26 protein-coding genes are annotated in these 21028 nt (G+C 68.3%); 23 read left to right on the top strand and 3 right to left on the bottom strand.

From position 1 onward, the window contains the following. Window positions 1-7: 7 nt before the first annotated feature. Window positions 8-1840 carry a phosphogluconate dehydratase gene (gene edd, locus VL52_RS05510; protein WP_046156093.1) on the bottom strand — a complete coding sequence of 611 codons (1833 nt, stop codon included), beginning with the start codon at window positions 1838-1840 and terminating at the stop codon, window positions 8-10. Between the two features lie 258 nt (window positions 1841-2098). Here edd and zwf point away from each other — a divergent pair, with 258 nt between their 5' ends. The 6 genes from zwf (at window position 2099) to VL52_RS05480 (ending at window position 8304) form a co-directional block, all read left to right on the top strand. Further along, complete coding sequence (gene zwf / locus VL52_RS05505) at window positions 2099-3577, top strand: glucose-6-phosphate dehydrogenase (RefSeq protein ID WP_046156092.1); 1479 nt, start codon at window positions 2099-2101, stop codon at window positions 3575-3577. A gap of 1 nt (window position 3578) precedes the next feature. Beyond that, entirely contained in the window at window positions 3579-4256 is a 678-nt protein-coding gene (gene pgl / locus VL52_RS05500) for a 6-phosphogluconolactonase (RefSeq protein WP_046156091.1), read from the top strand. Then, window positions 4237-5280, top strand: a complete 1044-nt coding sequence (locus tag VL52_RS05495; protein WP_046156090.1) for a glucokinase — start codon at window positions 4237-4239, stop codon at window positions 5278-5280. Before pgl ends, VL52_RS05495 begins: the two co-directional genes overlap by 20 nt. Beyond that, on the top strand, window positions 5273-6121 hold the full coding sequence (gene hexR, locus VL52_RS05490; RefSeq protein WP_046156089.1) for a transcriptional regulator HexR: 849 nt from the start codon (window positions 5273-5275) through the stop codon (window positions 6119-6121). Before VL52_RS05495 ends, hexR begins: the two co-directional genes overlap by 8 nt. Window positions 6122-6132: 11 nt before the next feature. After that, window positions 6133-7776: a glucose-6-phosphate isomerase gene (pgi, locus tag VL52_RS05485; RefSeq protein WP_046156088.1), complete on the top strand. Its 1644-nt coding sequence runs from the start codon at window positions 6133-6135 to the stop codon at window positions 7774-7776. 153 nt (window positions 7777-7929) lie between these two features. Then, on the top strand, window positions 7930-8304 hold the full coding sequence (locus VL52_RS05480) for a hypothetical protein (protein WP_046156087.1): 375 nt from the start codon (window positions 7930-7932) through the stop codon (window positions 8302-8304). On the opposite strand, the gene thiE is transcribed toward VL52_RS05480, so the two are convergent. Both thiE and thiD read right to left on the bottom strand, forming a co-directional pair. After that, on the bottom strand, window positions 8291-8914 hold the full coding sequence (gene thiE / locus VL52_RS05475) for a thiamine phosphate synthase (protein ID WP_046156086.1): 624 nt from the start codon (window positions 8912-8914) through the stop codon (window positions 8291-8293). The two genes, VL52_RS05480 and thiE, sit on opposite strands and share 14 nt — an antisense overlap. Further along, a complete protein-coding gene (gene thiD, locus VL52_RS05470) occupies window positions 8898-9743 on the bottom strand; it encodes a bifunctional hydroxymethylpyrimidine kinase/phosphomethylpyrimidine kinase (protein ID WP_046156085.1) in 846 nt (281 codons plus the stop codon). Before thiD ends, thiE begins: the two co-directional genes overlap by 17 nt. A gap of 74 nt (window positions 9744-9817) precedes the next feature. On the opposite strand from thiD, the gene VL52_RS05465 reads away from it, so the two are divergent. The 17 genes from VL52_RS05465 (at window position 9818) to VL52_RS05385 (ending at window position 21015) form a co-directional block, all read left to right on the top strand. Continuing rightward, window positions 9818-9982: a rubredoxin gene (locus tag VL52_RS05465; RefSeq protein WP_011133707.1), complete on the top strand. Its 165-nt coding sequence runs from the start codon at window positions 9818-9820 to the stop codon at window positions 9980-9982. Continuing rightward, window positions 9982-10803 carry a M48 family metallopeptidase gene (locus tag VL52_RS05460; protein ID WP_046156084.1) on the top strand — a complete coding sequence of 274 codons (822 nt, stop codon included), beginning with the start codon at window positions 9982-9984 and terminating at the stop codon, window positions 10801-10803. Before VL52_RS05465 ends, VL52_RS05460 begins: the two co-directional genes overlap by 1 nt. Before the next feature lie 3 nt (window positions 10804-10806). After that, window positions 10807-11148, top strand: coding sequence for an MmcQ/YjbR family DNA-binding protein (locus VL52_RS05455; protein WP_046156083.1), 342 nt, complete (start codon window positions 10807-10809; stop codon window positions 11146-11148). Window positions 11149-11218: 70 nt separating this feature from the next. Continuing rightward, entirely contained in the window at window positions 11219-11635 is a 417-nt protein-coding gene (locus VL52_RS05450; protein WP_046156082.1) for a CopD family protein, read from the top strand. A 38-nt stretch (window positions 11636-11673) separates the two neighbouring features. Next, window positions 11674-12135, top strand: coding sequence for a CYTH domain-containing protein (locus VL52_RS05445; RefSeq protein WP_046156081.1), 462 nt, complete (start codon window positions 11674-11676; stop codon window positions 12133-12135). Between the two features lie 73 nt (window positions 12136-12208). Further along, window positions 12209-12499 (top strand): hypothetical protein, encoded by a 291-nt coding sequence (locus tag VL52_RS05440; RefSeq protein WP_046156080.1) that lies wholly within the window; start codon window positions 12209-12211, stop codon window positions 12497-12499. Window positions 12500-12580: 81 nt separating this feature from the next. Continuing rightward, window positions 12581-13801: a molybdopterin-dependent oxidoreductase gene (locus tag VL52_RS05435; protein WP_046156079.1), complete on the top strand. Its 1221-nt coding sequence runs from the start codon at window positions 12581-12583 to the stop codon at window positions 13799-13801. Continuing rightward, complete coding sequence (locus VL52_RS05430; RefSeq protein WP_046156078.1) at window positions 13798-14121, top strand: hypothetical protein; 324 nt, start codon at window positions 13798-13800, stop codon at window positions 14119-14121. The genes VL52_RS05435 and VL52_RS05430 overlap by 4 nt, the downstream gene beginning before the upstream one ends. A 69-nt stretch (window positions 14122-14190) precedes the next feature. Further along, window positions 14191-15012 carry a CPBP family intramembrane glutamic endopeptidase gene (locus VL52_RS05425; protein ID WP_052729168.1) on the top strand — a complete coding sequence of 274 codons (822 nt, stop codon included), beginning with the start codon at window positions 14191-14193 and terminating at the stop codon, window positions 15010-15012. 125 nt (window positions 15013-15137) lie between these two features. Then, on the top strand, window positions 15138-15626 hold the full coding sequence (purE, locus tag VL52_RS05420) for a 5-(carboxyamino)imidazole ribonucleotide mutase (protein WP_046156077.1): 489 nt from the start codon (window positions 15138-15140) through the stop codon (window positions 15624-15626). Continuing rightward, entirely contained in the window at window positions 15626-16756 is a 1131-nt protein-coding gene (locus VL52_RS05415; protein WP_046156076.1) for a 5-(carboxyamino)imidazole ribonucleotide synthase, read from the top strand. The genes purE and VL52_RS05415 overlap by 1 nt, the downstream gene beginning before the upstream one ends. A gap of 44 nt (window positions 16757-16800) precedes the next feature. Continuing rightward, entirely contained in the window at window positions 16801-17217 is a 417-nt protein-coding gene (gene fos / locus VL52_RS05410) for a fosfomycin resistance glutathione transferase (protein ID WP_046156075.1), read from the top strand. Continuing rightward, the gene (locus tag VL52_RS05405) at window positions 17217-17813 is read left to right on the top strand and encodes a DNA alkylation repair protein (protein ID WP_052729167.1); all 597 of its coding nucleotides are present in this window, start codon (window positions 17217-17219) and stop codon (window positions 17811-17813) included. Before fos ends, VL52_RS05405 begins: the two co-directional genes overlap by 1 nt. Beyond that, complete coding sequence (locus tag VL52_RS05400; protein WP_046156074.1) at window positions 17813-18691, top strand: phosphoribosylaminoimidazolesuccinocarboxamide synthase; 879 nt, start codon at window positions 17813-17815, stop codon at window positions 18689-18691. The genes VL52_RS05405 and VL52_RS05400 overlap by 1 nt, the downstream gene beginning before the upstream one ends. 118 nt (window positions 18692-18809) lie before the next feature. Further along, window positions 18810-19391, top strand: a complete 582-nt coding sequence (locus tag VL52_RS05395; protein WP_046156073.1) for a GNAT family N-acetyltransferase — start codon at window positions 18810-18812, stop codon at window positions 19389-19391. A gap of 66 nt (window positions 19392-19457) precedes the next feature. After that, window positions 19458-20039, top strand: coding sequence for a GNAT family N-acetyltransferase (locus VL52_RS05390; RefSeq protein ID WP_046156072.1), 582 nt, complete (start codon window positions 19458-19460; stop codon window positions 20037-20039). A gap of 58 nt (window positions 20040-20097) precedes the next feature. Beyond that, window positions 20098-21015, top strand: coding sequence for an alpha/beta hydrolase (locus VL52_RS05385; protein WP_046156071.1), 918 nt, complete (start codon window positions 20098-20100; stop codon window positions 21013-21015). Window positions 21016-21028 lie beyond the last annotated feature (13 nt).

Below are 21028 nucleotides of genomic sequence, written 5' to 3'. Positions count from 1 at the left end.
CCCGCGCTCAGTTCCAGGCGGGGTGGCGGAAGCTCATCGCGCCGGCTTCGGCCTCGTCGGCGCCGTGGCGGAACACCGCGAACAGCTCGCGGCCCATGCCGTAATCGTTGTGCGACAGGTCGGCCTGCGCTTGTTCGCGCGCCGCCCACTCGGCGGCGTCCACCCGCGCGGACAGCTCGCCGGTGTGCGCGTCGACGCGGATCAAATCGCCGTCGCGGACCTTGCCGATGGCGCCGCCGGACAGCGCTTCCGGCGACACGTGGATGGCGGCCGGCACCTTGCCGGACGCGCCGGACATGCGGCCGTCGGTGACCAGCGCCACCTTGAAGCCGCGCTCCTGCAGAATGGTCAGCGCCGGGGTCAGCTTGTGCAGCTCCGGCATGCCGTTGGCGCGCGGGCCCTGGAAGCGGATCACCGCGACGAAGTCTTTTTCCAGCTCGCCGCGCTTGAACGCCGCCAGCATGTCGTTCTGGTCGTGGAACACCACCGCCGGCGCTTCCACCACGCGGTGCTCCGGCTTCACCGCCGACACCTTGATCACCGCGCGGCCGATGTTGCCGGCCATCAGCTTCAGGCCGCCGTCGGCGGAGAAGGGGTTGGACGCCGGGCGCAGCACGCTGTCGTCGCCGCTTACCGCCGGCGCGTCGCGCCATTTCAGCTCGCCGTTGTCCAGCCACGGCTCCTGGGTGTAATGCGACAGGCCGCGGCCCATCACCGTGCCCACGTCCTCGTGCAGCAGGCCGGCGGACAGCAGCTCGCGGATCACGAAGCCCATGCCGCCGGCGGCGTGGAAGTGGTTCACGTCGGCCTTGCCGTTCGGGTACGCGCGCACCAACAGCGGAATCACCGCGGACAGCTGGTCGAAATCGTCCCAGTTGACATCGATGCCGGCGGCGCGAGCGATGGCGACGATGTGCATGGTGTGGTTGGTGGAGCCGCCGGTGGCCAGCAGGCCGACGATGGCGTTGACGATGGATTTTTCATCGATCATCTCGCCCACCGGGGTGAATTGCTCGCCCTGGGCGGCGATCTTCTTGCCCTGGACGGCGGCGGCGCGGGTCAGCGCCTCGCGCAACGCGGTGTTCGGATTGACGAAGGCGGCGCCCGGCAGGTGCAGGCCCATGATCTCCATCAGCATCTGGTTGGAATTGGCGGTGCCGTAGAAGGTACAGGTGCCGGGTCCATGGTAGGACTGGCACTCGGACTCCAGCAGCGCGTCGCGGCCGACCTTGCCCTCGGCGTACAGCTGGCGCACCTTGGCCTTCTCGTCGTTGGCGATGCCGGTGGTCATCGGGCCGGCGGGAACGAACAGCGCCGGCAGGTGGCCGAAGGTGAGGGCGCCTATCATCAGGCCCGGCACGATCTTGTCGCACACGCCCAGATACAGCGCGGCGTCGAACATCTGGTGGCTCAGCGCGACGGCGGTGCTCATCGCGATCACGTCGCGGGAAAACAGCGACAGCTCCATGCCCGGCTGGCCTTGCGTCACGCCGTCGCACATCGCCGGCACGCCGCCGGCGAACTGGGCGGTGGCACCGGCGGACAGCGCGGCCTCCTTCAGCCAGGCCGGGAAGGCCGCCAGCGGCTGGTGGGCCGACAGCATGTCGTTGTAGGAAGATACAATCGCCAGGTTGGCCCGGTGCTCTTCCTTCAGGTGGATCTTGACGGCATCCGGCATCGCCGCGAAGGCGTGGGCGAGGTTGGTGCACGACAGCTGGGCGCGTTCCACCCGGCCCTGCTGGGCGGCGGCGCGCACCCGCGCCAGGTAGGCGTCGCGGCGCGCGCGGCTGCGCGCGACGATGCGGTCGGTGACGGCGGACAGGGTGGGATGCAAGGCCATGATGACATTCCGTAATTGGATTTGAAACTGATAGTAGTTTTACTACACTCAAAATGCAAGGTTCGCTACGCGTCCCGCGCGGCGGCCCAAGGCGACTATCCTATTTCTTCTCAAGGATTTCCAGCGGAAATAGCCGATTTTTGAGCCAAGGCAAATGGTGTTGCAAAAGCGGCCACATCGTCTGTACCGACGTAGACAGCGCGATGGCGAATGGTAATATAACTACATCTAATACACTTAACGAGATGGAAGATCAGGATGGAGACTCGTTCTACCCCTACTCCGGCCTTCGACATGGTGCTGTTCGGCGGCGCCGGCGATCTGGTGATGCGCAAGCTGCTGCCCTCATTGTACCAGGCCCATGCCGCCGGCCTGCTCAACGAGCAGGGCCGCATCCTGGCGCTGGGCCGCAAGGATCTGAGCCGCGACGACTACCTGGCTTCCGTCGAAAAGCAGTCCCGCATCCATATCAAGGCCCATTTCGACGACGCCGCCTGGCAGAGCTTCTGTAGCCGCATCGACTACCTGCGCATCGACGCCTCCCAGGCCGCCGACTTCCCGGCGCTGGCGGCGAAGGTGGGCGACGACGCCGGCAAGGTGGTGGTGTGCTACCTGGCCACCGCGCCCAATCTGTTCGCCGGCATCTGCGAAAACCTGGCCGCCGTCGGCCTCAACCGCCCCAATGTGCGGGTGGTGCTGGAAAAGCCGCTGGGCACCGACCTCGCCTCGTCCAACGAGATCAACGACGACGTCGCCCGCTTCTTCCAGGAAGAGCAGCTGTACCGGATCGACCACTACCTGGGCAAGGAATCGGTGCAGAACCTGATGGCGATCCGCTTCGCCAACGCGCTGTTCGAGCCGCTGTGGCGCCGCGAGTGGATACACGACGTGCAGATCACCATTTCCGAGGAACTGGGCGTGGGCAGCCGCGGCGATTTCTACGACGGCACCGGCGCGCTGCGCGACATGGTGCAGAACCACCTGCTGCAGCTGCTGTGCATCGTGGCGATGGAGCCGCCGGCCAACCTGGAGGCCGACGCCGTCCGCGACGAGAAGCTCAAAGTGCTGAAGGCGCTGCGCCCGTTCGCCGAGCAGGACGTCGCCGCCAAGACCGTGCGCGGCCAGTACAAGGCCGGCGCCGTGGGCGGCCAGCCGGTGGTGGGCTACCAGCAGGAGAACGGCATTCCAGCCGGCAGCCAGACCGAGACCTTCGTCGCCATCAAGGCCGAGATCGACAACTGGCGCTGGGCCGGCGTGCCCTTCTTCCTGCGCACCGGCAAGCGGATGCAGGAGCGTCTGGCCGAGATCGTCATCAATTTCCGGGACGTGCCGCACCAGGTGTTTTCCGGCCCGCTGGGCGGCAGCCACCACGCCAACCGGCTGGTGATCCGCCTGCAGCCGGAGGAAAGCATCCGCCTGTACTTCCTGGCCAAGGAGCCGGGCGACACCATGCGCCTGCAGCCGACCTACCTCGACCTGGACTTCTACAAGGCGTTCAAGGTGCGCCGCGCCGACGCCTACGAGCGCCTGCTGCTGGACGTGATCCGCGGCAAGCTGGCGCTGTTCATGCGCCGCGACGAGCTGATCGAGGCCTGGCGCTGGGTGGAGCCGATCATGGACACCTGGGCCGCCAGCACCAACAACCCGCCCAAGCAGTACACCGCCGGCAGCTGGGGCCCGGCCGCGTCCAGCGCGCTGCTGTCGCGCGACGGCATCAGCTGGCACGAGGAGTGCTGACATGAACTGGCTGGAATTCCCCGACGCCGCGCAGCAGACCGACGCGCTGGCCAACAGCATCGCCGCCCGCTTGGCGGCGGCCATCGAAAGCCGCGGCCAGGCCGCGCTGGCGGTGTCCGGCGGCAAATCGCCGATCCCGCTGTTCAAGCTGTTGTCCGAGATGGCGATAGACTGGGCCCGGGTCACGGTCACCCTGGTGGACGAGCGTTTCGTCGCCCCCGACCACGCCGACAGCAATGGCGCGCTGGTGCGCGAGCACCTGCTGCAAGGCCGCGCCGCGACCGCCCGCTTCCTGCCGCTGGTGCGCGCCGTCGCCAACATCGACGCCGAAGTGGCGGCCGACAACCGCGACTTCATCGCGCCGGACGTCGCCATCCTGGGCATGGGCGAGGACGGCCACACCGCCTCGCTGTTCCCCGGCGCGCCGGAGCTGGCCGCCGGCCTGGACCCGGCCAATCCGGCGCCCTTCCTGGCGGTGACGCCGCAGACCGCGCCGCACCGCCGCGTGTCGCTGAGCTACGCCGCGCTGATGCAATCCGGCTGCCTGATCCTGTCCATCCAGGGGGCGAAGAAGCGCGAAGTGCTGGAAGCCGCCGCCCGCGGCCCCGACGACGCGCTGCCGATCAGCCATTTCCTGGCCCAGGACAAGGTGCCGTTCGATGTCTACTGGTCTGCCTGAAGCCTGGCCGCGGCTGCTCGGCGACGTCGGCGGCAGCAACGCGCGCTTCGCGCTGGAAACCGCGCCCGGAGTGATTGAAGACATCCTGGCGCTGTCCAATGCCCGCTACCCGACGCTGCAGGACGCGCTGCGCGACTACCTGGCCCAGGCCGGCGCGCGCCGCGTCGCCCACGCCGCGATCGGCATCGCCAATCCGCTGAACGGCGACCAGGTGACGATGACCAATTGCCACTGGACGTTTTCCATCGAAGCGACGCGCCGCGCGCTGGGCCTGACCACGCTGCTGCTGCTCAACGACTTCACCGCGCTGGCGCTGGCCCTGCCCAGGCTGCCGCGCGGCGAGCTCTCGCGGATAGGCGGCGGCGCGCCGCGGCCGGATTCGCCGCTGGCGCTGATCGGCCCCGGCACCGGGCTGGGGGTGTCGGCGCTGGTGCCGCACGCCGGCGGCTGGCGCGCGCTGTCCGGCGAGGGCGGCCATACCTCGTTCGCGCCGGCCAACGAGCGCGAGATCGGCGTCTGGCGCTACGTCTCGGCCCGCTTCGGCCACGTGTCCCACGAACGGCTGCTGTCCGGCTCCGGCCTCAGCCTGCTGCACCAGGCGCTGTGCACGCTGGACGGCGCGGCGGAGCTTGATCTGGTGCCGGCCGAAGTCAGCGCCCGCGGCCTGTCCGGCGCCGACGCGCGCTGCCGCGAAACGCTGGAAATCTTCTGCGGATTGCTAGGTTCCGCGGCCGGGAACCTGGCCTTGACCCTCGGTGCCCGTGGCGGGGTATACATAGGTGGTGGTATTGTGCCGCGTTTGAGCGGTTTTTTTGAACAATCCCCATTTCGCCGCCGTTTCGAGGACAAGGGGCGGATGTCGGCCTACCTGGCCGACATCCCGGTTTACCTGATCACCAGCGCCTATCCGGCCTTGCCGGGCGTGGCCGCCCATCTGGCGGACCACCTGGCGCCGCGCGGCCCGGCCCCGGTGGACAAGACCACCCATCCTCGCGGCGGCACCGCAGGAGACATGCATGCTTGATCGCATTCGCGGCCAGCTGGAACAGCTGTCCTCGGCCGAACGCAAGGTGGCCGATCTGGTGCTGGAGCAGCCGTACACCGTGATCCAGGCCGCCGTCGCCGAGATCGCCAGGAACGCCGGCGTCAGCCAGCCCACCGTGATCCGCTTCTGCCGCACCGTCGGCTGCTCCGGCCTGCCCGACTTCAAGCTGAAGCTGGCCGGCAGCCTGGTGACCGGCGTGCCCTACGTCCATTCCAGCGTGCGGCCGGAAGACCCGACGTCCGAGATCGTGGCCAAGGTGTTCGACAACACCGTGTCGGCGCTGCTCAAGTGCCGCAACGACGTCAATCCGCAGGCGATAGAGGCCGCGGTGCGGCTGCTGACCGACGCCAACCGCATCGAGTTCTACGGCCTGGGCAACTCCGGCATCATCGCCGCCGACGCCCAGCACAAGTTCTTCCGCTTCGGCATCCCCACCGTCGCCTATTCCGACACCCACATCCAGATGATGGCGGCGTCGGTGCTGGGCCCGGACGACGTGCTGGTGGCGATCTCCAGCTCGGGCCGCACCATGGAGCTCTTGGACGCGGTGGACGTGGCGCTGGCCTCCGGTGCCAAGGTCATCGCGCTGACCACCAGCGGCTCGCCCTTGGCGCGCCGCGCCACCGTGTCGCTGATCGCCGACACGCTGGAAGACAACGAAACCTACAGCCCGATGATTTCGCGCATCGTGCACCTGGTGCAGATCGACATCCTGACCGTCAGCGTGGCGCTGCGCCGCGGCCCGGGCCTGATCCGCCAGCTGGAAAAGACCAAGCACAGCCTGAAGAACCGCAGGCTGGACAATAAACAACAGGAATAGGACGAGACATCATGAGTGAACTGACCGAACTGCCGGCCTGGCAATCCCTGTGGGACCATTTCGCCGAGGCCAAGCACCTGCACATGCGAGACCTGTTCGCCGCCGATCCCGGCCGCGCCGAGCGCTACTCGCTGGAAGTGGGCGGACTGTTCCTCGACTATTCCAAGAACCGCATCACCGACGCCACCCTGCTGGGGCTGATGGAGCTGGCGCGCGAGGCCGGCCTGCCCGCGCGCATCAAGTCCATGTTCAAGGGCGAGAAGATCAACCGCACCGAGGACCGCGCGGTGCTGCACGTGGCGCTGCGCAACCGCACCAACTCGCCGATCCGCGTCGACGGCGCGGACGTGATGCCCAAGGTCAACTCGGTGCTGGAGCGGATGGGCAAGTTCGCCCACGCGGTGCGCTCCGGCGACTGGCTGGGCTACACCAACCAGCCGATCACCGACATCGTCAACATCGGCATCGGCGGCTCCGACCTCGGCCCGCTGATGGTCTGTAGCGCGCTGAAGCCCTTCGGCCACCCGCGGCTGAACATGCACTTCGTCTCCAACGTCGACGGCGCGCAGTTGAAGGAAACGCTGAAGAAGGTGCACCCGGAGACCACGCTGTTCGTGGTGGAGTCCAAGACCTTCACCACCCAGGAGACGCTGACCAACGCGCTGACCGCGCGCGAGTGGTTCCTGTCCCGCGCCCGCGACGAAAAGGCGGTGGCCAAGCACTTCGTCGCCGTGTCCACCAACCAGAAGGCGGTGGCGGACTTCGGCATCGACCCGGCGAACATGTTCGAATTCTGGGATTGGGTCGGCGGCCGCTACAGCCTGTGGTCTGCCATCGGCCTGCCCATCATGCTCTACCTGGGCGAAGAGAATTTCACCGAGCTGCTCAACGGCGCCCACATCATGGACCAGCACTTCATGAACGCGCCGTTCGAGCAGAACATGCCGGTGCTGCTGGCGATGATAGGCGTCTGGTACATCAACTACTACGGCGGCGGCAGCCACGTCATCGCGCCGTACGACCAGTACCTGCACCGGCTGCCGGCCTTCATCCAGCAGCTGGACATGGAGTCCAACGGCAAGAAGACCATGCTGGACGGCCAGCCGGTCGACTTTGAAACCGCGCCCATCATCTGGGGCGAGACCGGCATCAACGGCCAGCACGCCTTCTTCCAGCTGCTGCATCAGGGCACGCACATTTCGCCGATCGACCTGATCGCCTCGCTGGAAAACCGCTCCAGCCTGCCGGGCCACCACGAAATCCTGCTGGCCAACGTGTTCGCCCAAGCCGAAGCCTTCATGCGCGGCAAGACCGCCGACGAGGCGCGCGCCGAATTGGCGGAGCAGGGGCTGAAGGGCGCGGCGCTGGACGATCTGGTGCCGCACAAGGTATTCGACGGCAACCGTCCCACCAACACCCTGCTGATGAGCCGGCTGGATCCGCGCAACCTCGGCTCGCTGATCGCGCTGTACGAGCACAAGATCTTCGTCCAGGGCGTGATCTGGCACATCAACAGCTTCGACCAATGGGGGGTGGAGCTCGGCAAGCAGCTGGCCAAGACCATCCACGCCGAGCTGACCGGCAAGCTGGAGCAGGCCGAGCACGACAGCTCCACCCGCCGGCTGATCCAGCTGTACCGCAAGGTCAACGGCTGAGCCCTCCGCCGACATCGAAAAACGCCCCCGTCATCAAGCGGGGGCGTTTTTATTTGGCCAACGTCGGGATATCCCTGATTGTCGGACAGATGGATCGCTGATGAAATGGCGGCACAAGTCTGAAAAAAATAATGGACTGGTAGATTCATCGGGATGAGTAAGCTCTGCAGTACCGCGCTGGCCGGCTTCATGCTGGCGAGCAGCCTGGCCGGCCATGCCGCCGGCCAGGTTTTCCGCATAAACGGCGATTCCTCCGCCCCCCTGACCCTGAGCGGCACCGTGATCGGCCCCGTGCGCTCCGGCAGCAAGGCCGAAGGCACGCTGTTCCAGGCCTATCATCTGAAGCTGGAACACCCGCTGCGGCTGGACGACGGCGCCGCCTGCGGCGAGCAGGAAATGCGCAGCCTGGCGCTGAGCCAGCAGGACATGGCCAGGCTGAAGGGCCGCGCCGTCACCGTGCGCGCCCGCGCCTTCTGCCAGGAAGACCGCGCCGGCAGCTACCGGCTGGCCGACATCATCGTGCTGTGAACAGGCCCGCCAGCGCCCGCGCGGCGGCAGCCGCGTCGGCCGCCTCGAATATCCCCCCCACCACCGCCACCGCGTCCGCGCCGGCCTCGACCACTTGCGCCGCATTGTCCGGCGCGATGCCGCCTATCGCCACCGCGTTGGCGCCCAGCGCCGCAGCCTCGGCGAACAGCGACAGCGGCGCGGCGACCGCGTGCGGCTTGGTCCGCGACGGAAACACCGCGCCGAAGGCGACGTAGCTGGCCCCGGCGGCCAACGCGGCGCGCGCCAGCGCTATGCGGTCGTAGCAGGACGCGCCCACCACCGCGTCCGCGCCCAGCCGGACGCGCGCGGCGGCGATGTCGCCGTCGTCGCGGCCCAGGTGGACGCCGTCGGCGCCGACCCGTTCGGCCAACTCGACGTCATCGTTGACGATGAACAGCGCGCCGTGGGCCCGGCACAGCCGGCGCAGCTCCGCCGCCTGGCGCAGCCGGCGTTCGGCGTCGCCGCTCTTGTCGCGGTACTGCAAGGTCTGCGCGCCGCCCGCCAGCGCCGCCCCGGCCAACGCGAACAGCCGGGCGTCGTCCAGGCCGTCCGGCGTCACCGCGTACAAGCCCTCAACCCTTGGCGGCATCGCCGTCTTCCTCGTCGTCGCCGCGCGCCCAGAACATCCGGTCCGGCAGGAACTGGCCCATGCCGGGGCGGAAGCCGTTGACCAGGGTCTGGTAGGTGTACTCCTGCGCCTCGCGCACCGCCTCCGGCAGCAAGAGGCCGGTGGCCAGCATGCCGGCGATGGCCGAGGCCAGCGTGCAGCCGGAGCCATGGTAGCTGCCCGGCAGCCGTTCCCAGTGGTCGGCGCGCACCACGCCGTCCTGGCCGTACAGGCTGTTGACCACTTCCTTGGTGTTTTCATGCGTGCCGGTGATCAGCAGATAGGGGCAGCCCAGCCCCAGCAGGCGTTCGGCGCACTGGTCCAGCGTCAGCTCCTCGTCGTCGTCCGGATCGTTGCTGGCCAGCCGGCGCGCCTCCAGGCTATTGGGCGTCAGGATGGACACCTGCGGAATCAGCATGTCGCGCATCGCGCCTATCAGGTCTTCGTCGGCCAGCTCATGGCCGCCGCCGCTGGCCAGCACCGGGTCCAGCACCACCGGGATGTCCGGATAGTCGGCGATCAGCTGCGCCACCACGGCGACGTTTTCCACGCTGCCCAGCATGCCGATCTTGAACGCCGCCACCTGCATGTCTTCCATCAGGAAGCGGGCCTGGTCGTTGACCCAGTCCGCGTCCAGCACCATCAGGTCGTTGACGCCCACGGTGTCCTGCACCGTGATCGCGGTGATCACCGACAGCGGATGGCAGCCCAGGCTGGCCAGCGTCAGGATGTCGGCCTGGATGCCGGCGCCGCCGGAAGGGTCGGAACCGGCCAGGGTCAGCACCACGGGAGGGGGGGGAGGAGTGGTCAAGGGCGAACCTCTTCTGTTTTATTGCGGTGGCACGATTTAGAATACCCATTTTATCCGAACACGAGGGCGAAGCGATGCGTACTTGGATGTGTCTGATCTGCGGTTTCATCTACGACGAAGAAGCCGGCCGGCCGGAAGACGGCATCCCGCCGGGCACACGCTGGGAAGACCTGCCGCCCAACTGGACCTGCCCCGACTGCGACGCCCGCAAGGACGATTTCCAGATGGTGGAAATCTGATGGCCGGAAGACGGACCCGCTGGATCGGCGGCGCGCTGCTGGCCGCGCTATTGGCCGCCTGTGCCCAGGTGAACACCACCGCCGGGGGCGCGGTCGGCGTCAACCGCGGCCAGAGCATGCTGCTGTCCAGCCAGGAAGTGGAGCAGATGTCGGCCAAGTCCTACGCCGGCGAGCTGCAGAAAGCCCGCGCCGCGGGCCGCCTGAACACCGATCCGGCGCTGACATCGCGCGTGCGCCGCGTGTCGCAGCGGCTGATCGCGCAGACGCCGTCCTTCCGCCCCGACGCCCGCAACTGGCGCTGGGAGGTGAACGTGCTGAGCACCGACGACATGAACGCCTACGCGATGGCCGGCGGCAAGATCATGGTCTACACCGGCCTGGTCAGGCAGCTGAAGCTGTCCGACGCCGAGCTGGCCGCCGTGATCGGCCACGAGATCTCGCACGCGCTGCGCGAGCACACCCGCGAAAACATGAGCCAGGCCTACGCGCAGCAGATGGGCCTCGGCCTGGTCGGCGCGCTGGTCGGCCTCAACGACAGCCAGCTCAAGCTGGCCTCGCTGGTCGGCGACGTGACGCTGTCCAAGCCGCACAGCCGCGCGATGGAGTCCGAAGCCGACATCATGGGCCTGGAACTGATGGCCCGCGCCGGCTACGACCCCAACTCCGCGGTCAACGTCTGGCAGAAGATGCAGGCGGCCGGCGGCGGCAACGGCATGGAATTCCTGTCCACCCATCCGTCCGGCCCCACCCGCATCCGCGACCTGCAGGCCCATATCCCGCAAGTGTGGCCGCTGTACCAGGCCGCGCCGAAAAAGGGCTGAGCGATGCCGCTGCCCGCCGCCCTGTTCGACGAGATGCTGGACCACGCCCGCGCGCTGCCGGGCGCCGAGTTCGACGTCAAATGGGGCGGGACGCGCGTGGTCTCCATCGGCGGCAAGATGTTCCTGGTCTGCGGCGAAGCCGGCATCAGCTACAAGGTCGACGATGGCGATTTCCTGGCGCTGTCCGGCCTGCCCGGCATGCGCCCGGCGCCGTATCTGGCCCGCGCCCGCTGGGTGCAGGCGACCTCGCTGGAAGCGCTGGCACCGGACGACATCCGCCGCGGCATCGAACGCTCGCGCGAGCTGGTGCTGGGCAAGCTGCCGAAGGCGAAACGGCAGGCCTAGTCCTGATCCGGCGGGAACCGGGCCGGCGGCGTCCGGTCCATCGCCCCATCCCGCCCCAATAGGAAAGTCGATGAGCTATCTGTACCTGAAAGCCTTCCACATCTTCTTCGTGGTGTCCTGGTTCGCCGGGCTGTTCTACCTGCCGCGGCTGTTCGTCAACCTGGCGATGGCGCGCCAGCCGGCGGAATACGACCGCCTGCTGCTGATGGCCAGGAAGCTGTTCCGCTTCATGACGCCGCTAGGCGTGCTGGCGATAGGCTCCGGCCTGCTGCTGTGGCTGGATTTCGGCATTTCCGGCGGCTGGCTGCACGCCAAGATGGCGCTGGTGGCGCTGCTGGCCGTTTACCATGGCTACTGCGCCAAATTGGGCCGCGACTTCGTCACCCACAGCAACCGCAAGAGCCATGTCTGGTTCCGCGTGTTCAACGAGCTGCCGGTGCTGGCGCTGCTGGCGATCGTGATCCTGGTGGTGGTCAAGCCGTTCTGATGTATCCCTAACCCTGAATTCGCTTGAGGATGTGATCGATGGCATTGGAAATCGAACGCCGTTTCGTGGTGAGCGGCGACGGCTGGCGCGGCCTGGCCCCGGCCGTGCAATACCGGCAGGGCTATCTGTCGGTGGAAAAGGAACGCACGGTGCGGGTGCGGGTGGTGGGCGAGCAGGCCTGGCTGACGCTGAAAAGCAATATCAGCAACGTCAGCCGCCACGAGTTCGAATACCCCATCCCGCTGGCCGACGCGCAAACCATCATGGCCGCGATGTGCCCGATGGTGGTGTACAAGCTGCGCCACCGCATCGAGCACGGCGGCTTCGTCTGGGAAGTGGACGAGTTCTTCGGCGACAACGCCGGCCTGGTACTGGCCGAGATCGAGCTGCCCGGCGAGGACACTCCGTTCTCCAAGCCCGACTGGGTGGGCGAGGAGGTGACCGAGGACGGCCGCTACACCAACGCCTACTTGTCCAAGAACCCTTACGGCCGCTGGTAAAACGCCCCGGCCGGACGAACCAGTCCCGTCCGGCCGGGTCTATCGTCTTTTGCCCGAGCTAAACGCCAGACCGATGTCCACCCCTTCCTCCGAATGGATTCCCGCCGCCGCGCTGCTGGGCCTGTACCTGGGCTCGCTGCTGTATTCGCTGTTCCAGGGCTGGCACCAGCGCCGGCTGTACTGGCTGGGCTGCGCGCTGCTGCTGGTCGGCGGCCTGCTGATGATGCTGCTGGCCGAGCCCGCCGCGACCGATTCCGGCGAAATGCCGCCCGGCTTCGGCCTGGGCGTGTGGGTGGCCGGACTGGGCATCCTCGCCACCACGGCCGGCGCGCTGACGCGTCGCTGGCGCGCCCGCCGCGGCTGAGCGCCTGTCCCTTTCCCCGGTAGACGGCCGCCCGCGCGGCTCCTAGCATCGCGTCCATTCCCATGCCCAAAGGGCGCGAACATGGATGATGCCGCAACTCGCCGGGCCTTGCTGAAAGCCGGCCTCGCCGCCGGGCTGCTGGGCCTGGCCGGCCGGACGCGCGCCGGCGCCTGGCTGGACCAGGGTTTCGACAATGGCTGGCGCGAGCTGGCGCCTTACCCGCAGAAGATGCCGCTGCTGCGCATCACCGCCCGGCCGGTGCATCTGGAAACGCCGTTTTCCCAATTCGACCACAGCCTGATCACGCCCAACGAGGCGGTGTTCGTCCGCTACCACCTGGCCGGCCACCCGCTGGACATCGACCCCGCCGCCCACACCCTGACCATAGACGGCAAAGTGAAGCGGCCGCTGACGCTGACGCTGGCCGACCTGCAAAAGCGCTTCGAGACGGTGCGCCAGACCGTGGTGATGCAATGCGCCGGCAACGGCCGCGGCCTGTCGCAGCCGCGGGTGCAGGGCGCGCAGCTGGGCAACGGCTCCATGGCCTGCGTCGAGATGGCCGGCGCGCGGCTGTCCGACGTGCTGGCCGCCGCCGGCGTGATGGACGGCGCGCGCCAGATCGCCTGCCGCGGCACCGACCAGCCGGCGCTGGAGCAAACGCCGCCCTTCATCCGCTCGCTCGACCTCGCCGACGCGCTGCGGCCGGAGCCGATGATCGCCTGGGAAATGAACGGCCGGCCCCTGCCGGTGCTGAACGGCTACCCGATCCGGCTGGTGATTCCCGGCTTCTACGCCGCCTACTGGATCAAACACCTGTCGCATATCGAAGTGCTGGACCACGTGTTCGACGGCTGGTTCGCCAGCCAGGCCTACACCGTGCCCGATACCCCGGACAACGGCGTGCCGCCCGGGACCAAGCCGGACAAGACTACGCGGCTGACCCGGATGAAGGTGCGCAGCTTCATCACCAACCTCGCCCGCGGCGACGCCGTGCCGGACGGGAGGCTGGCGCTGCGCGGCATCGCCTTCGACGGCGGCAGCGGCATCCGCCGGGTGGACGTCTCCGCCGACGGCGGCGTCAGCTGGCGGCAGGCCGAGCTGGGGCCGGACGCCGGGCGCTTCGCGTTCCGGCCGTGGACGCTGGCGCTGGACGGCGTGAAGCCGGGACCGCTGACGCTGATGGCGCGCGCCGCCGCCAACGACGGCCAGGTCCAGCCGCTGGCGCAGCCGTGGAACCCCGGCGGCTACGCCCGCAACGTGGTCGAGCGGCTGGAAATCATGGTCGCGGAGACGAAGCGATGAGGGCCGCGCTGCTGATCCTGGCCTTGCTGGCCGCCCCCGCCGGCGCGGCCAGCATCGCGCTGCCCAACGAGACGGCGATGCTGCCGGACAGCGGCCATCCCGGCTATCTGCCGGCGCTGCAGCGCTGCATGATCTGCCATTCCGTCGATTACATCGCGCTGCAGCCGGACTTCGACGAAGCGCGCTGGCGCGCCGTCGTCGACAAGATGCGGCAGGCGTTCAAGGCGCCCATCCCGGCGGAAGAGGTGGCGCCGATCGCCGCCTACCTCGCCGACGCCCAGCGCCGCCGGCTGCTGCGGCCGCATCCGCCCAAACCCTGAGGAAGCGTTTGGCCTCGCCGCGTCCAAGCCTTATCATCGGACGCTTGCCCATCCCGCGACGGAGCCGCCATGTTCACGCTTTCCTCCTTGACGCTGGCCGCCTACGGCCTGCTGGCGCTGGGACTGCTCGCCGCCAACCTGCGCCAGGAAGCGCCCGGATGGATCGCCCTGATCACCAGCGCGATGCTGGCGCTGGCCGCCGGCGTGCTGCAGCCGCTGGGCGTGGTGAGCGCGGCCGCCGTCGCCGGGCTGACGCTGGCGCTGCGCCGCTATCCGCGGCCGGAGCTTTACCTGGTGTGGATCGCCGCGCTGCTGGCGCTGGCGGTGCACGCGCTGCCCGGTTTCGACAATCCGCTGCTGTGGCAGGGCCGGGCCAGCCCGGACAGCGCGCCTTACCGGCTGTTCTGGAGCTATGACAAGGGTTTCGCCGGCCTGCTGCTGCTGCTGAACCTGTGCCGCGCGCCGCTGCCGGAACGGCAGCTGGGCTGGCCGGCCGCGGCTGTCGGCGCGCTGGCGCTGCTGTTCGTGCTCGGCATCGCCGCCGCCGTCGGAACGATAAGCTTCGCGCCGAAGTGGCCGACCTGGCTGCTGCCGTGGCTGCTGGCCAACTGCTTCCTGGTGTCGCTGGTGGAGGAAGCCTTCTTCCGCGCCGGCGTCCAGCGCTGGCTGGAGCTGCGCACCGAACCCTTCGCCGCGCTGATGGCGGCGTCGCTGCTGTTCGGCCTGGCCCACCTGGCCGGCGGCTGGTCCTGGATGGGCCTGGCCACGCTGGCCGGCATCGGCTACGGCCTGATCTACGCCGCGCGCCGCCAGCTATGGCTGGCAGTGCTGGCCCACCTGGCTTTCAACACGCTGCACCTGTTGTTGTTCACCTATCCGAAACTGGCTTGAAGCCGCTGATTCAGGACAGCTTTATTCGCTAACTGTCTTGATCTGAAAATAAAAAACCATAACGGGTAGCCTGCGGCATCGGTTAAAATCGCGTTCTTCGTTCACCATCCGCGAGCAGCACCGCCATGATTGAAGTCGGCATCGTGATGGGTAGCAACAGCGACTGGGAAGTGATGCAGCACGCCGCCCGCGTGCTGAAAAGCTTCGGCATCGCCTGCGAAACCCGCGTCGTCTCCGCCCACCGCACCCCGGACCTGCTGTTCCAGTACGCCGAGGAGGCCGCGCCGCGCGGCCTCGCGGCCATCATCGCCGGCGCCGGCGGCGCCGCCCATCTGCCGGGCATGCTGGCGGCCAAGACCCACGTGCCGGTGCTGGGCGTGCCGGTACCGTCCAAATACCTGCGCGGCGAGGATTCGCTGCTGTCCATCGTGCAGATGCCCAAGGGCATCCCGGTCGCCACCTTCGCCATCGGCGAAGCCGGCGCCGCCAACGCCGCGCTGTTCGCGGTGGCGATGCTGGCCACCACCCGTCCGGAGCTGGCCGAGAAACTGACGGCCTTCCGCAAGCAACAGGAAGAAACCGTGCTGGCGATGACGCTGCCGGAGGTCGAATAATGGCCGCCATCCTGCCGCCGGCGATGCTGGGCATACTCGGCGGCGGCCAGCTGGGCCGCATGTTCGCCGTCGCCGCCAAGACCATGGGCTACCGCGTCGCCGTGCTGGACCCGGACGAGAACGCGCCGGCGGCGGCCTTCGCCGACCGCCACATCCGCGCGCCGTACAACGACCCGGCCGCGCTGCGCGAGCTGGCCGACAGCTGCGCCGCCGTGACCACGGAGTTTGAAAACGTCAACGCCGACGCGATGCGCGAGCTGGCGCGCCGCACCCGCGTATCGCCGTCCGGCGACTGCGTCGCCGTCGCCCAAGACCGCATCGCCGAGAAGGCGTGGATCAACAAGGCCGGCCTGCCGACCGCGCCCTACCTGGCCATCGAAAGCGTCGAGGACATCCAGGTGGAACTTGCGCCCTACCTGCCCGGCATCCTGAAAACCGCCCGCCTCGGCTACGACGGCAAGGGCCAGGTGCGGGTGCAGACCGCGGCCGAGGCGCGCGCCGCCTACGCCAACCTGGGCGGCCAGGCCTGCGTGCTGGAAAAGATGCTGGACCTGCAGCTGGAAGTGTCGGCCATCGTCACCCGCGTCAGCTCGGCGCAGAGCGCGGTGTTCCCGGTAGCGGAAAACATCCACAAGAACGGCATCCTCGACGAATCCATCGTGCCGGCCCGCATCGCCCCGGCGCTGGCCAAGCAGGCGCAGGAGATGGCCCGGAAACTGGCCGAGGCGCTGGACTACGTCGGCGTGCTGGCGGTGGAATTCTTCGTGCTGGCCGACGACAGCCTGGTGGTCAACGAGATCGCCCCGCGGCCGCACAACTCCGGCCACTACACGCTCACCGCCTGCCTGACCGATCAGTTCCAGCAGCAGGTGCGCGCGATGTGCGGCCTGCTGCCGGGCCGCACCGACCTGCTCAGCCCGGTGGTGATGGTGAACCTGCTGGGAGACGTGTGGAAGGACGACGGCCACGAGCCCAACTGGGACGTGCTGGCCGAGGCCCCCAACGCCCAGCTGCACCTGTACGGCAAGAAACAGGCGCGCCCGGGCCGCAAGATGGGCCACTTCAACGTGATGGCCGCCAGCGCCGACGAAGCGCTGGACCAGGCCAGGGCGTTGAAGGACACCCTGTAGCGAAAGAGATGGCGAGGCCGGCGGCTTCGCCATTTTTCATCCCGATGAAGCTGAACGGACTCAACCATCTGACCCTGGCGGTCGCCGACCTCGACCGGGCCTGGGACTTCTACCACGGCCTGCTCGGCGCCCGTCCGCACGCGCGCTGGGCCGGCGGCGCCTACCTGAGCCTGGGCGAACTGTGGCTGTGCCTGTCGCTGGACGCGCCCGAACCCGGCCGCGGCTACACCCATTACGCGTTCGACATCGCCGCCGCAGATTTCCCGACCTGGACCGAGCGGCTCAGCGCGGCCGGCGTCGGCGTGTGGAAAGACAACCGCAGCGAGGGCGACTCGTTTTACTTCCTGGACCCGGACGGCCACCGGCTGGAGCTGCACGTCGGCTCGCTGCAAAGCCGCCTCGCCGCCTGCCGCGCCCAGCCTTACCGGGACATGGTGTTCTTCGACCAGGAGGTCGGCTGATGGGCGCGATAGCCGATCTGCGTGACGCGCTGGCCGCCGCCGCCTGGATCCAGTCGCAGGACGCGGCCGGCCCCGACGGCTGGCTGGAACTGGCCGACGCGCTGTGGCGGCAGCCCGGGCGCGAATTCCAGTACGTGGCGGTGGACCTGCTGGCCCGCCATGCCGCCGAATTGCCGGCGGCCGCCCTGCCGCGGCTGCTGGCGCTGGTTACCGCCAAATCATGGTGGGACACCGTCGACGGCCTGGCGGCCTGGATCATAGGCGAGCTGGTCCGCGCCCGGCGCGAGCTCCAAACCGACATGGACAGGCTGTCCGGCGGCGGCGATTTCTGGCTGCGCCGCGTCGCCATCCTGCACCAGCTGTACTGGAAGCGCGAAACCGACGTCGAGCGGCTGTTCCGCTACTGCGCGGCCAACGCCGCCGACCCCGAATTCTTCATCCGCAAGGCGATAGGCTGGGCCTTGCGCGAATACGCTTACACCGACGCCGAGGCCGTGCGCGGCTTCGTCGCGTCCTCCATCGCGCTGTCGCCGCTGTCGCGGCGCGAAGCGCTGAAACGAATCCAACAGAAACCCCTGCCCGCGAAGGAAGCATGATGACCGGACTGAACACCACCCACCTGAAAAGCCTGCGCAAGATCTACTCCGGCAAGGTGCGCGACCTCTATGAGATCGACGACCAGCGCATGCTGATGATCGCCACCGACCGGCTGTCCGCCTTCGACGTGATCCTGGACGACCCGATCCCGGCCAAGGGCCAGATCCTGACCGCGATCTCCAACTTCTGGTTCGACAAGCTCAAGGATGTGGTGCCCAACCACCTGACCGGCGACCAGCCGGAAGACGTGGTGGCGGCGGAAGACCTGCCGCAGGTGGAGGGCCGCGCCGTGGTCGCCAAGCGGCTGAAGGCGGTGCCGATCGAAGCTGTGGTGCGCGGCTACCTGGCCGGCTCCGGCTGGAAGGAATACCAGCAGTCCGGCTCGGTCTGCGGCATCGCGCTGCCGGCCGGCCTGCGCGAGGCGGACAAGCTGCCCGAGCCGATCTTCACCCCGTCCACCAAGGCGGCGGTGGGCGACCACGACGAGAACATCGACTTCGCGCAGTGCGAGGCCATCGTCGGCAAGGCGCTGGCGGCCAAGGTTCGCGACACCGCCATCCTGCTGTACCAGACCGCCGCCGCCTACGCGGCGACGCGCGGCATCATCATCTGCGACACCAAGTTCGAGTTCGGCCTGGACGAAAACGGCACGCTGACGCTGATGGACGAGGCGCTGACGCCGGACTCCAGCCGCTTCTGGCCGGCCGACAGCTACCAGCCGGGCAGCAACCCGCCGTCGTTCGACAAGCAGTTCGTCCGCGACTGGCTGGAGGCCTCCGGCTGGAACAAGCAGGCGCCGGCCCCGGCCGTGCCGCTGGACGTGCGCGAGAAAACCGCCGCCAAATACCGCGAGGCGCTGCAGCGTCTGGCTGGCTAAGCCTCATCTGTATCGCCGCCGGCGTTCGCTGGCGGCGAAGTTTCCGCTTTCCACTCGCGCTCTGGAAGTGACAAAGTTCTTTTGATAGCATCCAATGCTTTGTCATAAAGCGCGCGCCATGTCATTCGATCTCCCCATCCTGGATACCCCGCGCTTGCGCTTGCTGCCCGCCGCGCCGGAGCTGGCCGCCGCCATGCTGAGCCACTGGCAGCGCAATCGCGAACACTTCGCGCCCTGGGACCCGAAGCCGGGCCCTGACTTCTTCACCGAAGGCTATTGGACAAAACAGCTGGCGCAGCGCGCGCAAGCGTGGCGCGAGGGCCGCGAGGCGCGCTATGCGCTGACCTGGCGCGAGGCGCCGGAACGGATCATCGGCACCGCCAGCCTCAGCAATATCGTGCGCGGCGTGTTCCAGGCCTGCCATCTGGGCTATGGCATCGATCAGGACTGCGAAGGCCAGGGGCTGATGCGCGAGGCGCTGCAGGCGGTGATCCGCCTCGCCTTCGACGAATTGAAGCTGCACCGCATCCAGGCCAATTACCAGCCGCAAAACATCCGCAGCGGCGCGCTGCTGCGGCGGCTGGGTTTTGTCGAGGAAGGCGTGGCCAAGGATTATTTGTTCATCAACGGCGAGTGGCGCGACCACGCGCTGACCTCGCTGCGCAATCCGGATTTCGACGCTTCCGCGCTGCTGGCCTGATTCCGGGCTTGAGCGGCGCTTCGCCTTGCGACTACTATCTAGGCTGTCGTCATCAAGAAGCGACGCATGAGCCTGATCCAGCCCGCACTCGACACCGCGCGCCTGAAGTTGTTGCCGGCCCATCCGGACCTGGCGGCGGCCGCGCTCGACTACTACCGCCGCAACCGCGCCCATCTCGAACCCTGGGGACCGACGCCGGGGCCGCAGTACTACAGCGAGGAATATTGGCGCAGCCAGCTGCGCCAAGGCGCGCGCTCATGGATGGAAGGACATAGCGCGCGCTTCCTGCTGACGATGCCGGCCGAGCCGGAACGGATCATCGGCACCGTCGGCTTCAGCAATATCGTCCGCGGCGTGTTCCAGGCCTGCCACCTCGGCTACGGCATCGACCGCGCGCGCGAAGGGCAGGGCCTGATGCGCGAGGCGCTGCAGTCGGCCATCGCCTTCGCCTTCGATGAACTCAAGCTGCACCGCATCCAAGCCAATTACCAGCCTGACAATGCGCGCAGCGCCGCGCTGCTGCAAAGGCTGGGTTTTTCCGTCGAAGGACAGGCCAAGGATTACCTGTTTCTCGACGGCGCCTGGCGCGACCACGTGCTGACTTCGCTGACCAACCCGAACTTCAACGGCCGGCCGCTGCTGGGCTGACGCGACGGCCGCGCGCCGCAGCCTGGGAAACCCGCTTCACCAACGCAAGGGCAAGCGCATGCACCGTACCTTTTTGACCGCCGTCGACGGCGAAGCCATTCCGCTGTGCGAATGGCTGCCGGACGGCCCGCCGCGCGCCGCGGTGCTGATATCGCACGGCATGAGCGAATACGCGGCGCGCTACGACCGCTTCGCCGGGACGCTGACGGCGGCCGGCTACGCGGTGTACGCGCACGACCACCGCGGCCACGGCGCCTCGACCGCGCCGCGCGGCTATTTCGCCGCCGACGACGGCTGGCGCAAGGTGGTGGACGACGTGGAGACCACGCGCCGCCACGCGGCAGAGCGCCATCCCGGCCTGCCGGTCGTCCTGTTCGGCCACAGCATGGGCAGCTTCATCGCACGCGCCCACTTCCTGCGCTACGGCGGCCAGCTGGCCGGCCTGATGCTGTCGTCCACCGGCTACCGCCAGCGGCCGCTGGCGCGGCTATTGGGCGCCTTCGCCCGCTTCCTGGGCCGGCGCCGCGGCTGGGACCGGCCCAGCCGGCTGATGGCCGCGCTGGTGTTCGGCAGCTTCAATCTGGGCTTTCCACCGTGGCGGACCAAGATGGAGTGGCTGAGCCGCGACCCGGCCGAAGTGGACGCCTACCTCGCCGATCCGGACTGCGGCTTCGATCCGGCGCCGGGCCTGTGGGCCGATCTGTTCGCCGGCATCGTCGCCATGGAGCAAGGCGAGGCGGCGGGACAGGGCATTAACCGCCGCTGCCCGGTGCTGCTGTTCGCCGGCAGCCGCGATCCGGTCAGCCTGGGCCGGCTGGCGCTGGGACAGCTGGAGATCCGCTACCGCGACGCCGGCGTGCTGGACCTGCAAAGCAAGGTTTACCCGGGCGGACGGCACGAGATGCTGAACGAAAGCAACCGCGCCGAAGTGGAAGGCGATATCCTGGCCTGGCTGGCCAGGATCGTCCCCGCCTGAGCGCCGCCTGTTC

Origin of the sequence: Chromobacterium vaccinii, assembly GCF_000971335.1 — a bacterium.
In the GTDB taxonomy this organism is placed as follows: domain Bacteria; phylum Pseudomonadota; class Gammaproteobacteria; order Burkholderiales; family Chromobacteriaceae; genus Chromobacterium; species Chromobacterium vaccinii.
This window is presented reverse-complemented; position numbering and strand designations above follow the sequence as displayed.

Bases quoted from the DNA above. Each gene is read 5' to 3' on its own strand.
- VL52_RS05400 (WP_046156074.1), top strand. From the start codon at position 17,813: ATGACCGGACTGAACACCACCCACCTGAAAAGCCTGCGCAAGATCTAC.
- pgl (WP_046156091.1), top strand. From the start codon at position 3,579: ATGAACTGGCTGGAATTCCCCGACGCCGCGCAGCAGACCGACGCGCTG.
- VL52_RS05395 (WP_046156073.1), top strand. From the start codon at position 18,810: ATGTCATTCGATCTCCCCATCCTGGATACCCCGCGCTTGCGCTTGCTG.
- zwf (WP_046156092.1), top strand. From the start codon at position 2,099: ATGGAGACTCGTTCTACCCCTACTCCGGCCTTCGACATGGTGCTGTTC.
- VL52_RS05435 (WP_046156079.1), top strand. From the start codon at position 12,581: ATGGATGATGCCGCAACTCGCCGGGCCTTGCTGAAAGCCGGCCTCGCC.
- thiE (WP_046156086.1), bottom strand. From the start codon at position 8,914: ATGCCGCCAAGGGTTGAGGGCTTGTACGCGGTGACGCCGGACGGCCTG.
- VL52_RS05455 (WP_046156083.1), top strand. From the start codon at position 10,807: ATGCCGCTGCCCGCCGCCCTGTTCGACGAGATGCTGGACCACGCCCGC.
- VL52_RS05385 (WP_046156071.1), top strand. From the start codon at position 20,098: ATGCACCGTACCTTTTTGACCGCCGTCGACGGCGAAGCCATTCCGCTG.
- VL52_RS05430 (WP_046156078.1), top strand. From the start codon at position 13,798: ATGAGGGCCGCGCTGCTGATCCTGGCCTTGCTGGCCGCCCCCGCCGGC.
- VL52_RS05480 (WP_046156087.1), top strand. From the start codon at position 7,930: ATGAGTAAGCTCTGCAGTACCGCGCTGGCCGGCTTCATGCTGGCGAGC.
- VL52_RS05450 (WP_046156082.1), top strand. From the start codon at position 11,219: ATGAGCTATCTGTACCTGAAAGCCTTCCACATCTTCTTCGTGGTGTCC.
- fos (WP_046156075.1), top strand. From the start codon at position 16,801: ATGAAGCTGAACGGACTCAACCATCTGACCCTGGCGGTCGCCGACCTC.
- VL52_RS05405 (WP_052729167.1), top strand. From the start codon at position 17,217: ATGGGCGCGATAGCCGATCTGCGTGACGCGCTGGCCGCCGCCGCCTGG.
- VL52_RS05390 (WP_046156072.1), top strand. From the start codon at position 19,458: ATGAGCCTGATCCAGCCCGCACTCGACACCGCGCGCCTGAAGTTGTTG.
- VL52_RS05460 (WP_046156084.1), top strand. From the start codon at position 9,982: ATGGCCGGAAGACGGACCCGCTGGATCGGCGGCGCGCTGCTGGCCGCG.
- VL52_RS05495 (WP_046156090.1), top strand. From the start codon at position 4,237: ATGTCTACTGGTCTGCCTGAAGCCTGGCCGCGGCTGCTCGGCGACGTC.
- hexR (WP_046156089.1), top strand. From the start codon at position 5,273: ATGCTTGATCGCATTCGCGGCCAGCTGGAACAGCTGTCCTCGGCCGAA.
- edd (WP_046156093.1), bottom strand. From the start codon at position 1,840: ATGGCCTTGCATCCCACCCTGTCCGCCGTCACCGACCGCATCGTCGCG.
- purE (WP_046156077.1), top strand. From the start codon at position 15,138: ATGATTGAAGTCGGCATCGTGATGGGTAGCAACAGCGACTGGGAAGTG.
- VL52_RS05425 (WP_052729168.1), top strand. From the start codon at position 14,191: ATGTTCACGCTTTCCTCCTTGACGCTGGCCGCCTACGGCCTGCTGGCG.
- VL52_RS05445 (WP_046156081.1), top strand. From the start codon at position 11,674: ATGGCATTGGAAATCGAACGCCGTTTCGTGGTGAGCGGCGACGGCTGG.
- pgi (WP_046156088.1), top strand. From the start codon at position 6,133: ATGAGTGAACTGACCGAACTGCCGGCCTGGCAATCCCTGTGGGACCAT.
- VL52_RS05415 (WP_046156076.1), top strand. From the start codon at position 15,626: ATGGCCGCCATCCTGCCGCCGGCGATGCTGGGCATACTCGGCGGCGGC.
- VL52_RS05440 (WP_046156080.1), top strand. From the start codon at position 12,209: ATGTCCACCCCTTCCTCCGAATGGATTCCCGCCGCCGCGCTGCTGGGC.
- VL52_RS05465 (WP_011133707.1), top strand. From the start codon at position 9,818: ATGCGTACTTGGATGTGTCTGATCTGCGGTTTCATCTACGACGAAGAA.